This is a genomic window from Nocardia sp. NPDC005825, from assembly GCF_040630175.1.
Lineage (GTDB): Bacteria > Actinomycetota > Actinomycetes > Mycobacteriales > Mycobacteriaceae > Nocardia.
The window spans coordinates 579,720-593,186 of the sequence record NZ_JBEXXC010000002.1 but is presented as its reverse complement, the minus strand read 5'-3'; the positions used below and the strand labels follow the sequence as shown (position 1 = coordinate 593,186).

Genomic DNA, 13,467 nt, shown 5'->3' with positions numbered 1-13,467 from the left:
CCCGCTCAGGTGGTGGTGATGCGCCGGTCCAGTTCCGCGATCAGGCGTTTCACCGCCACCGTCCGGTAGGCGTCCTCGACGATCTCGGTGATCTCGTCCCAGTCCACGTCGACATCCAGATACACCCCGAGCCATCCGCGATGCCCTACGTACGGCGGCCGGTAGAACCGTCCCGGCTCGGCCGCCACCAGTTCCTCCTGCACCCCGGCCGGTGCCGCGCACCAGAATCCGACCCGTTCGTCGTGGTGGTGGTCGGCGAACATGACGAACATCTTCTTCCCGCCCGCGAACCACGCGGGTTCGCCGTGGCTGACGCGTTCGCTCACCTCGGGCAGCCCAGCGCACACGCCGCGCAGCGATTCCAGCACCCTGTCCATATCCGCAGGGTAGGCCACCCGGACCGGCCCGCCTTGGACGAATGGGAACGGGTCAGGAATTCGCGCGCACGAGGTCCTTCAGGTGCGCGAGTTCGAGCCCGACCAGGCTGTCGCGGAAGGCGCGGCCGGGCGCGTCCGGCACCGGGACCTCACACGGCACCACCAGCAGCGCGCATCCGGCTTCCTGCGCCGCGATCGATCCGGTCGGCGAATCCTCGATGGCCACGGTGAATTCCGGTGCCACGCCGAGCAGTTGCGCGGCCCGCAGGTACACGTCGGGCGCGGGTTTGCCGTGCGGCACCTCGTCGGCGCACACGGTGGCCCCGAAGTACTCACGACCGATGGTGTCGAGCCCGTACTCGGCCAGCGACCGCTTGGTATTGGTGACCAAGGCCATCGGCACCCCGGCCGCCCGCAGCAGATCGAGGGCTTCCCGCGCGCCCGGCCGCCACGGCACCGGCCCCTGGAACAGTTCGGTCACCCGCGCTTCCATCCAGTCCGAGGCCCGCTCGACCGCCTCGGGGGTGTGCTCGATGCCGAGCCCCTCGAACAAGATCCGGTACGCGTTCGGCCCGGACGCCCCGATCAGTGCGTGCCGCACCGTGTCGGTCAGCTCGCGCCCGTACTCCCCCGACAGCTCACGCAACGCCATGTCCCAGAGCTTCTCCGAGTCCAGCAGCGTTCCGTCCATATCCCACAACACCGCGTCCAACCGCGCCACCGACCCGAGCTCCTTCCGCACACCCTGACCCGCTCCGGCCCCCGCCACACACGGATCGCCGGCCCCGCCGAGCGCGGAGCCGGTCCACCCTACCGGGATCCGGTTACAGGCCCGAGGCCGCGATCTGCATGCGCCCGCCCGAGGAGTCGGTCTGGATCCAGCGGTTCTCGGTGGACACCTTCCCGTAGGTGTCGACATAGGTGAGCGTGACCACCGCGCGATGGTCGCCCTGCGGGGTGATCGCGCCCACGCTCACCGAGCGGATGGTGCTCCAGAACTGCGCATAGGCGTTGTATCCGCCGGTGGCCGACTGGTATCCGGGCGAGAGATTCGCCCACGCGCCGCCGACATTGCCGGGCAGCATGCCGTAGTAGCCCTGGATGAACGAGGCGATCGAGGCGGCGGACGGCGGACCGGCCGGTGTCGTGGTGGGCGGGGTCGTCGTCGGATGCGCCGAGGAACTCGGGGCCGCCGACGAGGACGCGGCGGGCGTGGTGGCCGGGGCCTGGGTGGCCGCGCCCGCGCCGCTGTTGTTGGTGGGCTGCTGCCCGCCGTCGGCCGGGCCGATGTTCTCCGGCGAGGTGGCCCGGATCGACGCCGGGGCCGAACCGCCCTGGTCCGCCTGCGGCGTGCCGCCGCCGTTGCCGTTGACCGCCAGGGCGATCACGACGGCCAGCACGATCGCGCCGACGACGCCGACCGCCACCAGCGCCAGCTGACGCGAATTGCGTTCCCCGCCACCGGTTCGCACACCGGAGCCGATTCCCGGCGGCGGCACGGTGCCACGCCCGCCCGTCGACATGTCGACATGCATGGTGGGGTCGGCCGCATTGCTCGGCGCACCCGTCCGCGAGCCCGGCAGCACGGTCGTGGCCGCCGAAGCGTCCACGGCGGCAACGGCGTTCGCCGGCGGCAGCACCTTGGTCGGCTGGACCGGCACGGCCGGAGCCCGCCCCTCGGCGACCGCGTGCAGCCGTTCGGCGGCCTGTTCCATGGTGGGCCGGTCCGCCCCGTCGGCGGCGAGCAGATCCATCAGCACCGGCGCGAGGGTCGCGGCGTTCGCGGGCCGCGGCACCTGCGCCCGCGCCACCGAATGCAGTACCGCGAGCGGGTTGTCGCCCTCGCCGAAGGGCGGCTTGCCTTCGACGGCCGCGTACAGCGTCGAGCCCAGAGCGAAGACGTCGGAGGTCGGTTCCGGGTTCTCCCCGCGCGCCACCTCGGGCGAGAGGTAGGCGGGAGTGCCCGCCAGGAACCCCGTCGAGGTGACGGTCACGTCGCCGGTGGCCCGGGAGATGCCGAAGTCGGTGATCTTCACCGTCCCGTCGTCGGCGACAAGGATATTGGCGGGCTTCACATCGCGGTGCACGATGCCGGCCTTGTGGGCCGCGGCCAGCGCCTCGGCGACCTTGGCCCCGATCCGGGCCACCTCGACCGGCGGCAGCTGCCCCTTCTCCCGCATGAGCGCGGCCAGGCTGGCCGCGTTCACGTACTCCATGACCAGCCAGGGCTGGCCGTCCTCCTCGGCCACGTCGAACACGGTGACGGCATTGGGGTGGTGCAGGCGCGCGGCGATGCGCCCCTCACGCATCGCCCGCATCCTGGCCTCCACGGCCTGCGACCGGGTCAGGCCCGGCGTCAGCAGCAGCTGCTTGACCGCGACGGTGCGTCGCAGCCGAACGTCGGTCGCGCGCCACACGACCCCCATCGCACCGGTGCCGATCGGATCCGTTAGTCGGTACCGCCCCGCAATCAGCCGGTCTGAGCTCATGTGGTTGTACCCCTCCTGCTGGCTTTCGCGCCGGGCACCCTGCCACCCTGCGCGAAAGCCCGAAACCTGGTGAAGATATTAAGCGTTGAAGTACTTGGCTTCCGGGTGCAGCAGCACGAACGCGTCGGTCGACTGCTCCGGATGCAGCTGCAGCTCCTCGGAGAGGATCACGCCGATTCGGTTGGCGTCCAACAACTCCACGAGCTTGGCCCGATCCTCCAGTTCCGGGCAGGCCCCGTAACCGAACGAGTACCGTGCGCCACGGTAGCCGAGTTTGAAGTAGTCGAGCACATCGGCGGGGTCCTCGTCCGCGACGGAATGTCCGTCCAGAGTCAGTTCTTCCCGGATGCGGCGGTGCCAAAACTCCGCGAGCGCCTCGGTGAGCTGCACGCCGATGCCGTGCACCTCGAGGTAGTCGCGGTAGTTGTCCTCCTTGAACAGGACATTGGCGAAGTCCGCGATGGGCTGGCCCATGGTGACCAGCTGGAACGGCATCACATCCACCTGACCGGTCTCCAGCGCGCGCTCACGCGAGCGGATGAAGTCGGCGATGCAGAGGAACCGGTCGCGTTGCTGACGCGGGAAAGTGAACCGGAAGCGTTCCGGCGCATCGGGTTTCGGCTCGGTGAGAACAATCACATCGTCGCCCTCGGACACCGCCGGGAAGTACCCGTACACCACCGCGGCGTGCTGCAGCACACCCTCGGCGATCAGCCGGTCCAGCCAATACCGCAGCCGCGGACGGCCTTCGGTCTCCACCAGGTCCTCGTACGACTGCCCCTCGACGCCGCGCTGGCCCCGCAGGCCCCACTGTCCCAGGAACAGCGCGCGCTCGTCGAGCAGCCCGGAGTACTCGCTCAGCGACAGGCCCTTGATGATGCGCGAGCCCCAGAACGGCGGCGTCGGCACCGGCAGGTCCGCGGCCACGTCCGAGCGCTCGGGCACCACGATCGGCGCCTCGGCGGCCTTGCGTTCGGCCGCGATGCGCTTGGAACGCTCGTGCCGCGCCTTGCGTTCGGCGGCCTTCTCGCGTTCGGCGATGGCCTCCGGCGAGTTCGGATCCAGCCCGCCGCCGCGCTTGCGGGTCATGATCTCGTCCATCAGGTGCAGGCCCTCGAAGGCGTCACGCGCGTAGTGCACGTCGCCGGCGTAGACCTCGGTCAGATCGTTCTCCACGTATGCGCGGGTCAGCGCCGCACCGCCGAGGAGCACCGGGAACTGTTCGGCGACACCGCGCGAATTGAGTTCCTCGAGGTTCTCCTTCATCACCACGGTCGACTTCACCAGCAGCCCGGACATGCCGATGACGTCGGCCTTCTTGTCCACGGCGGCGTCGAGGATGGTCGAGATCGGCTGCTTGATACCGAGATTGACGACCTCGTAGCCATTGTTGGACAGGATGATGTCGACCAGGTTCTTGCCGATGTCGTGGACGTCGCCCTTGACGGTGGCGAGCACGATGCGGCCCTTGCCGGAGTCGTCGGTCGCCTCCATGTGCGGCTCGAGGTAGGCGACCGCGGTCTTCATGGTCTCGGCCGACTGCAGCACGAACGGCAGCTGCATCTGCCCGGATCCGAACAGCTCGCCGACGGTCTTCATGCCCGACAGCAGGGTTTCGTTGATGATCTGCAACGGCGGCACCTGCTGCATCGCCTCGTCGAGATCGGCATCCATCCCGGCCTTCTCGCCGTCGACGATGCGGCGGGCGAGCCGCTCGAACAGCGGCAGCGCCGCCAGCTCCTCGGCGCGTGACGCCTTGGAGGAGGCAGTCGAGACGCCTTCGAACAGCGCCATCAGCTTCTGCAGCGGGTCGTAGTCCTCGGTGCGGCGGTCGTAGACCAGATCGAGCGCGACCTGCCGCTGCTCCTCGGGAATCCGTGCCATGGGCAGGATCTTGGAAGCGTGCACGATCGCCGAATCCAGACCGGCCTGGACGCACTCGTGCATGAACACCGAGTTCAGCACCTGCCGCGCGGCCGGGTTCAGGCCGAAGGAGATGTTCGAAAGACCCAGCGTGGTCTGCACATCCGGGTGCCGCTTCTTGAGTTCGCGAATGGCCTCGATGGTTTCGATGCCGTCGCGGCGCGACTCCTCCTGACCGGTGCCCAGGGTGAAGGTCAGCGTGTCGATGATGATGTCGGAAGCTTCGAGGCCCCAGTTGTGGGTGATGTCCTCGATCAGCCGCTCGGCGATGGCCACCTTGTGCTCGGCGGTGCGCGCCTGGCCCTCCTCGTCGATGGTCAGCGCGACCACGGCCGCACCGTGCTCGGCGACCAGCGCCATGGTCTGCTGGAACCGCGAATCCGGTCCCGCACCGTCCTCGTAGTTGACCGAGTTGATGGCGCAGCGGCCACCCAGATGCTCCAGACCGGCCTTCAGCACCGGGGTTTCGGTGGAGTCCAGCATGATCGGCAGCGTCGAGGAGGTCGCCAGCCGGGAGGCCAGCTCGGTCATGTCGGCGGCGCCGTCACGGCCCACGTAGTCCACGCACAGGTCGAGCATGTGCGCGCCGTCGCGAGTCTGGTCCTTGGCGATGTCGAGGCACTTCTGCCAGTCGCCGGCCAGCATGGCGTCACGGAAAGCCTTGGAGCCGTTGGCATTGGTGCGCTCACCGATCATCAGAATCGAGGCGTCCTGCTCGAACGGGACCGCAGAGTAGATCGAGGACACGCTCGGCTCGTGGACCGGGTTCCGCTTGGCCTGCTCGACCTCGCGGACCGCCTCGGCCATCTGCCGGATGTGCTCGGGTGTGGTGCCACAGCAGCCGCCGACCAGCGACAGTCCGAACTCGGACACGAACTGGGTCATCGAGACGGCCAGATCCTCGGCGCTCAGCGGGTACTCCGCGCCCTTGGCGCCCAGCACCGGCAGACCGGCGTTCGGCATCACCGACACCGGCAGCTGCGCGTGCTTGGACAGATGGCGCAGGTGCTCGCTCATCTCGTCCGGACCGGTGGCGCAGTTCAGCCCGATCATGTCGATGCCGAGCTTCTCCAGCGCGGTCAGCGCGGCGCCGATCTCGGAGCCGACCAGCATGGTGCCGGTGGTCTCCATGGTGACGTGGGTGATGATCGGGATCCGGCGGCCCGCCTTCAGCATGGCGTTGTGGCTGCCGGTGACCGCGGCCTTGACCTGCAGCAGGTCCTGGCAGGTCTCGATGAGGATCGCGTCGGCGCCGCCGTCGAGCATGCCGAGCGCGGCCTCGGTGTAGGCGTCGCGCAGCGAGACGTAGGGCGCGTGGCCCAGGGTGGGCAGCTTGGTGCCCGGGCCCATCGAGCCCAGCACGTAGCGCGGGGTGCCGTCGGCGGAGGGGCCCATCTCGTCGGCGACCTCGCGGGCCAGGCGGGTGCCGCGCTCGGACAGATCGCGGATCCGGTCGGCGATGTCGTAGTCGGCGAGGTTGGGCAGATTGCACCCGAAGGTGTTCGTCTCGACGGCGTCGGCACCGGCCTCGAAGTAGGCGCGGTGGATGTGTCGCAGCACGTCGGGGCGGGTTTCGTTGAGAATTTCGTTGCAACCCTCGAGGCCGCGGAAATCGTCGAGGGTGAGATCCGCGGCCTGTAGCATCGTGCCCATCGCACCGTCCCCGATAACGACACGCCGTCTGAGCGTGTCCAGGAAGGTGGTGTCGAATTCGGCGCGGCTGCGTACAGACATGTACTCAAGAGTAGTGGGAAGCAGCGACAATCCCCGCGTCGGTGTGGTGTCGCGGCGCGACTCGCACATTGCGCGTCGCATGCACACGGGGTCTTGCCACACATTAGGCTGACCTGGTGAACGCCAGTGAATCCCCGGTGCCACCCGAATCGGACCTGCCCACGCTGCGGGATCCGGTGCTCGTGGCCGCCTTCGAAGGCTGGAACGATGCCGCCGACGCCGCCAGTGGCGCGGTCGAACATCTGGAACTGATCTGGGACTCCCAGCCGCTGGCCGAGCTCGATTCCGAGGACTACTACGACTATCAGGTCAACCGCCCGACCGTGCGCCAGGTCGACGGTGTGACGCGCGAGATCGTCTGGCCCTCGGCCATGCTCTCGGTCTGTTCTCCCCCCGGCAGCGACCGGGACGTGGTGCTGCTGCGCGGGGTGGAACCGAATATGCGGTGGCGCAGCTTCTGCAATGACATTCTCGAGTTCGTGGAACAGCTCGGGGTGTCCACGGTGGTGATCCTCGGCGCATTACTGGCCGATACCCCGCACACGCGGCCGGTTCCGGTCACGGGGACCGCCTATAACAAGGAAGCCGCGGAGCGCTTCAACCTCGAGCAGACCCGCTACGAGGGACCGACCGGGATCACCGGGGTGCTGCAGGACGCGTGCGTGCGCGCGGGTGTGCCGGCCATCTCCTTCTGGGCCGCGGTGCCGCACTACGTGTCGCAGCCGCCCAACCCGAAGGCGATCATCGCCCTGCTGCACCGGGTCGAGGACGTGCTCGATGTGGAGGTGCCGCTGGGCGCGCTGCCCGAGCAGTCCGAGGAGTGGGAGGTCGCGGTCAACGAGATGACCGCGGGCGACGAGGAGATCGCGGAGTACGTGCGCTCGCTCGAGGAGCGCGGCGACGCCGAGGTCGACATCAACGACGCCATGGCGAAGATCGACGGTGATGCCATCGCCGCCGAGTTCGAGAAGTACCTGCGCCGTCGTGGTCGGGGTGGCTTCGGCCTCTGACCCCTTCATCCCACTATGTCCGCTTCATGCATGCCCGCTTCAGGGTGAATGTCCCGAAATAGCTCGAAAATCATTGCCGCACCCGCGTTCTCGACGCGGGTGCGGTGGCGTTTCGGGCGGTGTGCCGAGCTAGTGCTCGACGGTCCAGACCTGGGCGGAAGCCTCGTGGGCCAGTTTCGCGATCAATAGGTCACGCGGAATGGTCTGGCCCGCAAGGTGATCGAGCGACGGCACCACCACGTGGTGCGCGTCGGCCCGCTTCAGCTCGGCGGTCAGCTCCGCGAACGCGGTGCCATCGCCGGCGGTCGATTCATGGAAGGTGGCGGCGAAGCAGAGGCCCGCGGACTGAGCGAGCCCGCACATGGCGTTCTCCAGCTCGTCGCTGCGGCCGTCGGCCAAATCGTCACGCACGTACCCATAGATCAACGCTTCCACCCGAACCTCCGTTGGATTGGGGATCGCTGTCCTGACGTGTGCCCTGGTAAACAGTTTGGCGTACTTGCGAATGCAATTGCAGATGTCAACCCACTGACATCCAGATGCCCTATCCGGGTCCATCCGCCGTTAACTGGTGAGATACTACAACTCGTGTCCGCCGGTGACGATCGACCTGTCTGGGCTGTCCGAATGCGTGCCGAACGTGATGCTCGGGGGTGGTCACAAGCCGACGCCGTGCGCGCGATGCGCGCCAAGTCGAGCCACAACCTGCCCACCGACAGCACACTGTTACGTAACTGGCGGCGTTGGGAATCCGGCGAATCGCGGCCCGACGATTTCTACGCCCCGATCATCGCGGCCTCTTTCGACACTGTGACGGCGGCGTTCTTCCCGAAGACCCGGCCCAATCGGGACGACGAGATGCTCTCGGCAACCGGACTGGACACCCTGGAATTCATTGGGCGGCTACGAATGTCCGATGTGTCGGCTTCCACGCTGGACGCCATCCGCATCACCGCCGACCGGCTCTGCTCGGACTACCCGTGCGCCGATCCGCACGAACTGCACGCCGACGGCACGGCCTGGCTGCGCCGCATCACCTCGTTGCTGGACGGCAGACTCACACTGGCCCAACATCGTGAGGTGCTGGTGCTGGCCGGATGGGTCGCCCTGCTGGTCGGCTGTGTCGACTACGACCTGGGCTGGCGCACCGCCGCCGAGGCCACCCGCCGCGCGGCGCTGTCGCTGGGCCAGGAGGCCGACCACGCCGAAATCATCGGCTGGGGAGCGGAAATGGCCGCCTGGTTCGCCCTCACCCAGGCCAACTACAAGGGCGCCATCGATGCCGCGGAGGCCGCGCACGCCACCACCGGCCACCTGGGCGTGGGTGTCCAGCTGGCCGCCCAGCGCGCCAAGGCCTGGGCCCGCCTGGGCGATCGCCGCGAGGTGGAAAAGGCGCTCACCCAGGGCCGTTCGATCCTCGGGGCGATCGAGCACCCGGCCAATCTGGACAACCACTTCGTGGTGGATCCGCAGAAGTTCGACTTCTACGCCATGGACTGCTGCCGGGTCGCCGGGGACGACCGGCTCGCGGAAACCTATGCCCGCCAGGTGATCGCGACCTCCACCCGCCCCGACGGCAGCATCCGCAAACCCATGCGGGTGTCCGAGGCGCATCTGACCCTGGCCGTGGTCGCGGTGCGCGATCGCAATCTGGAGCTCGCACTCGACGAGGGCATGCGCGCCTTCGCGGGCAAGCGGCGCTCGCTGCCCTCGCTCATGTGGATCGCGGGCGAGGCGGCGCGGGAGATGGTCGCGCGCTTCCCCGGAGATCCGCGCACGAGAACCTATCTCGACCAGCTGCGCTCGCTCGCGGGCTGAACGCGCGCCCCGGCCGTGTTCCACGGCGGCTGTCGCGGGGCCTGGGTACGCTCCAGCGCATGGACTTCAGTCTCTGGACCTGCGCTGCCCGAGGGCACGAGACCTACGCCCCGACCGAGCCCGAGCTGAAGGCACGACTCCACGTCGCCACCCCGGCGGGCGAATCCTGGCGTTGTCTGCGCTGCGGCGATTTCGTGCCGGGCGAGCCGCGCCGCAGCGGTCCCGCCGACGACGCGCCGGAGGTGCCGCGCGGGCACCTGCTGCGCGACCGCATCATCATGCGACTGCTGGCGGCCGAGCGGGTCGGCCGCGCGCTGGTGCTGATCCTGCTCGGCGCGGGCGTGCTGAAGCTGCGCGGTTCGCGTGAGCACTGGAAGGCCAGCTGGGACAAGGACCTTCCGCTCATCCGCCAGCTCGCCGACCAGATCGGTTTCAACCCCGACCATTCCAAGATCATTCGGGGCATCGACACGGCGTTCACGCTCTCGCCGACGATCCTGATCTGGATCGCGGTCGCGCTGTTCGCCTACGCCACCATCCAGCTCGTCGAGGCCGTGGGCCTGTGGCTGGTCAAGCGCTGGGGCGAGTACTTCGCGGTGGTGGCGACCAGCCTGTTCCTGCCGCTCGAGGTGTACGAGTTGACCGAGAAGATCACCTTCCTGCGGGTGGCCGCGCTGCTGGTGAATCTGGCCGCGGTGATCTGGCTGCTGTGGAGCAAGTCCCTGTTCGGCCTGAACGGCGGCGCGGCCAAGTACTACGCCGAGCACCACTCCGAGAGTCTGATGACCGTCGAACGCGCCGCCGTCGCAGCCGAATCCGACCTGCTCGCCGCGAAGGCCGGTGCCCCGCACCAGTCCTGATCAGGCGGGCAGGTCCAGTCCCTTGGCCAGCACCGGCCACGACTTCAGCAGCTCGTCGCGGAACACGCCCCAGGAGTGGGTGCCGTTGGCCGGCAGGTCCACGGTGGCCGGAATGCCGAGTTCGGTGAGCTTGGCGGCGAGGTTGCAGGTGCAGTAACCGGTGGCCGCCTCGACGGTGCCGTCGAAGATCATGTGCGCCATGAAGCCGAGCGCGCCCGGGTAGATGACGTACTTGCCGTCGACCACGTCGTACTGCCCGGGCAGGCCGTTGCCCGCCGACAGGTAGAGCTCGATGCCGCGCAGCCGGTCGGCGTGCAGGTACGGGTCGTTGTCGGCCCACATCGGGTCGTCGGACGGACCGTACATATTGTCGGCGTCGCCGCCCTCGCTGGCGACGACGATCCGCGCGAACGCCTGACCGATCGGGTCGCTGGTCTGCACACAGCCGCTGTAGGTGGCCGCGGCCCGGAACAGGCCCGGCTTGGCGAGGGCGAGATTCAGCGCCGGGGTCGCCGACATCGACACCGCCGCAATGGCATTGCGGCCATTGGTGCGCAGGCCCGCGTCGATCAGCGGGGGCAGTTCCTCGGTGAAGAAGGTCTTCCACTTGTTGAGGCCCAGCAGCGGATCCGGTGCGCGCCAGTCGGTGTAGTAGCTGGCCAGGCCGCCGGTGGGGACCACGACATTGACGTCCTTGGCGCCGAGGAAGTCGAAGACCTCCGGCACCTGGGTCTTCCAGTTCCGCACGCCGTAGCCGGCGTCGGTGCCGTTGAACAGGTACAGGGTGGGTCGCGGCTTCGAGGTGTCGCCGGGGCGCAGCACGTCCAGGTGCACCGTCTTGTCCATGGCCGCCGAGTACACCTCGAGCGACAGGTTGCGGTCGTCGATGATGTTCGCGCTCACCACTTTCGACGCGTCGACGGTGGTCGCGGCGGTCAGCTGCGCCGCGGTATCGGCGATGGGGCCACCGGCCGCCTCGGGCTCCGCGCCCGCTGTCCCCGGCACGGTCGCGGCGATCGCCAGACACCCGACGACCACCGCGTCCCGCAGTCGATTCCGCACAGCCGCTCCCACTCTCGTCGAACAGGTGAGAGGGACTCTGCCACATATCGACCCGCGATCAGGGCGTGACGATATTGAAGTTGGGGTCGGGCTTGTCCATGACGTCCACGAGCTGCTTCAACTTGGCCGGATCACCGGTGGCCTTGATCGCCCCGGAGGCGACCTCCTTCACGAAGTCCTTGCTGCGCGTCATCACCGCGATGAGTTCGAGGCGCGGCAGGGTGAAGGTGGCGTCGGCGGCCGGGCCCTTGAAGTCCGGCGGCACCACGTAGTGGATGAGCACGCCGTTGCGCAGTTCGGTGCGGTAGGTCTTGTTCTCCTCCGGGATCACCCAGTCGTTGACCAGGTGCAGGTCCCACGCCTTGGGCCCGTTGATCTGGAAGGCCGCGGCGTCGAAGACCTGGTCCACGCTCAGCGCGCTGATCATCGACGCCGAGTTGGCCTTGGTCGGGGTTCCGAAGTTGCCGTTGCGCAACTCGTAGGCGCCGGAGAGGAAGAAGTTGCGCCAGGTGCCGTTCTCGGAACCGTAGCCGAGCTGCTCGAAGGCGCTGGCCTGCAACATCTTCGCCTTCTCGTTGTCGGGCTCGGCGAAGATCAGGTAGTTGAGCACCTGGACGCACCAGCGGTAGTCGCCGTCGGAGTAGGCCTTGCGGGCCACCTTCAGCACGCCGCTCGCACCGCCCATGGCGTCCACGTGCCGCTTGCCCGACTCGACCGGCGGGTGCTCCCACAGATGCGCGGGATTGCCGTCGAACCAGCCCATGTAGCGCTGGTACACGGCTTTCACGTCGTGGCTGACCGACCCGTAGTAGCCGTGGTTGTACCACTTGCGCTCGATCGCCGGCGGCATCTGGATCTGCTCGGCGATCTCGATGCCGGTGTAGCCCTGATTGAGCATGCGCAGGGTCTGGTCGTGCAGGTAGGCGTAGGTATCGCGTTGCAGCGACAGCCATTCGGTGAGTTTGTCCGACCCCCAGGTGGGCCAGTGGTGCGAGGCGAACGCGACATCGGAGACGCCCGCGAACATGGTGATGGTCTCGGTCAGGTACTGCGACCACACGTGCGCGTCGCGAACCAGCGCGCCGCGCAGGGTGAGCAGGTTGTGCAGGGTGTGGGTGGCGTTCTCGGCCATGCACATGGCCCGGAAGTCCGGGAAGTAGAAGTTCATCTCCGAGGGGGCCTCGGTGCCGGGCGTGATCTGGAAGACCATGCGCACCCCGTCGATGGTCTCCTCCTGCCCGGTGCGGGTGATGTCGCGGTTGGGCGGGATGAGGCTGACGGTGCCGGTGGAGGTGGTCATGCCCAGGCCCGCGCCGACCTGGCCCTTGTCCCCGCGCGGCAGGGCCGCGCCGTACATGTAGGCCGAGCGGCGCGCCATGGCGGTGCCCGCGAAGATGTTCTCCGCGACCGCGTGTTCGACGAAGCCCTGCGGCGCGAGCACCGGAATACGGCCCGAGGCAGCGTCTTCGGCGGTGATGACGCCCAGCGCGCCGCCGAAGTGGTCGACGTGGGAGTGGGTGTAGATCATGCCGGTGATGGGTTTGTGCCCGCGGTTGGCGAAGTACAGGTCCATGCCCGCCTTGGCGGTCTCGGTGGAGATGAGCGGGTCGATGACGATGACGCCGGTGGCGCCCTCGATGATCGTCATGTTCGACAGGTCCAGGCCGCGGATCTGGTAGATGCCCGGAACCACTTCGTAGAGGCCCTGTTTCACCACCAGCTGCGACTGCCGCCACAGCGACGGATGCACCGAGTTGGGACAGCTGCCCTGCACGAAGCCGTAGGAATCGTTGTCCCAGACGACGGTGCCCTTGGCGTCGGTGACCCGGTCGGGTTGCAGTTTGGCGATGAAACCCTTGTCGGTGTCGGTGAAATCCTGGGTGTCGGAGAACGGCAGCGAGGACTGCGCCTTGGAGTGCTGATCGGTGACGTGACCGCTGGGGCCGACCGGATCCTTGGACGTCGCCTCGGCCGCGGACCCGTTGTCGCCGTCGCTGTCACAGCCGGTCACGGCCGCGCCCACCCCGACCACCGCGAGCGCCGCCGCACCCACCCCGAATACCCCGCGCCTGGACACCGTGAAGCGTCCCGGTGTGCGGTCGTCCCCCTGGTTCGTGCGGTTCTCGTCGGTCATCGGCGCGCTCCTGTCTCCATGCGTTGAGGTGCGTGGCAGAAAGATTTGCCGGATATTCGC

Annotated in this window: 10 protein-coding genes; 3 read left to right on the top strand and 7 right to left on the bottom strand. The window is 68.2% G+C overall.

From position 1 onward, the window contains the following. Positions 1 to 5: 5 nt before the first annotated feature. The 4 genes from ABZ382_RS07385 to metH all read right to left on the bottom strand — a co-directional run bounded on the left by ABZ382_RS07385 (position 6) and on the right by metH (position 6,523). A complete protein-coding gene (locus tag ABZ382_RS07385; protein WP_357085365.1) occupies positions 6 to 377 on the bottom strand; it encodes an MmcQ/YjbR family DNA-binding protein in 372 nt (123 codons plus the stop codon). Positions 378 to 429: 52 nt separating this feature from the next. Then, positions 430 to 1,098 carry an HAD family phosphatase gene (locus ABZ382_RS07380; RefSeq protein WP_357085363.1) on the bottom strand — a complete coding sequence of 223 codons (669 nt, stop codon included), beginning with the start codon at positions 1,096 to 1,098 and terminating at the stop codon, positions 430 to 432. Between the two features lie 103 nt (positions 1,099 to 1,201). Further along, positions 1,202 to 2,866 carry a serine/threonine-protein kinase gene (locus ABZ382_RS07375; RefSeq protein ID WP_357085361.1) on the bottom strand — a complete coding sequence of 555 codons (1,665 nt, stop codon included), beginning with the start codon at positions 2,864 to 2,866 and terminating at the stop codon, positions 1,202 to 1,204. A gap of 78 nt (positions 2,867 to 2,944) precedes the next feature. After that, complete coding sequence (gene metH, locus ABZ382_RS07370; protein WP_357085360.1) at positions 2,945 to 6,523, bottom strand: methionine synthase; 3,579 nt, start codon at positions 6,521 to 6,523, stop codon at positions 2,945 to 2,947. Positions 6,524 to 6,639: 116 nt separating this feature from the next. On the opposite strand from metH, the gene ABZ382_RS07365 reads away from it, so the two are divergent. After that, positions 6,640 to 7,533 (top strand): PAC2 family protein, encoded by an 894-nt coding sequence (locus tag ABZ382_RS07365; protein ID WP_357085358.1) that lies wholly within the window; start codon positions 6,640 to 6,642, stop codon positions 7,531 to 7,533. Positions 7,534 to 7,662: 129 nt separating this feature from the next. On the opposite strand, the gene ABZ382_RS07360 is transcribed toward ABZ382_RS07365, so the two are convergent. Next, positions 7,663 to 7,968 (bottom strand): hypothetical protein, encoded by a 306-nt coding sequence (locus ABZ382_RS07360; RefSeq protein ID WP_357085356.1) that lies wholly within the window; start codon positions 7,966 to 7,968, stop codon positions 7,663 to 7,665. 192 nt (positions 7,969 to 8,160) lie between these two features. Here ABZ382_RS07360 and ABZ382_RS07355 point away from each other — a divergent pair, with 192 nt between their 5' ends. Both ABZ382_RS07355 and ABZ382_RS07350 read left to right on the top strand, forming a co-directional pair. Next, positions 8,161 to 9,351, top strand: a complete 1,191-nt coding sequence (locus ABZ382_RS07355) for an XRE family transcriptional regulator (RefSeq protein WP_357085354.1) — start codon at positions 8,161 to 8,163, stop codon at positions 9,349 to 9,351. A 59-nt stretch (positions 9,352 to 9,410) separates the two neighbouring features. Beyond that, a complete protein-coding gene (locus ABZ382_RS07350; protein ID WP_357085352.1) occupies positions 9,411 to 10,211 on the top strand; it encodes a DUF2127 domain-containing protein in 801 nt (266 codons plus the stop codon). Here ABZ382_RS07350 and ABZ382_RS07345 read toward each other — a convergent pair whose 3' ends face one another. Together ABZ382_RS07345 and ABZ382_RS07340 are read right to left on the bottom strand one after the other, a co-directional pair. Next, on the bottom strand, positions 10,212 to 11,273 hold the full coding sequence (locus ABZ382_RS07345; protein ID WP_357085350.1) for an alpha/beta hydrolase family protein: 1,062 nt from the start codon (positions 11,271 to 11,273) through the stop codon (positions 10,212 to 10,214). 58 nt (positions 11,274 to 11,331) lie between these two features. Then, positions 11,332 to 13,407 carry an alkyl sulfatase dimerization domain-containing protein gene (locus ABZ382_RS07340; protein WP_357085349.1) on the bottom strand — a complete coding sequence of 692 codons (2,076 nt, stop codon included), beginning with the start codon at positions 13,405 to 13,407 and terminating at the stop codon, positions 11,332 to 11,334. Positions 13,408 to 13,467 lie beyond the last annotated feature (60 nt).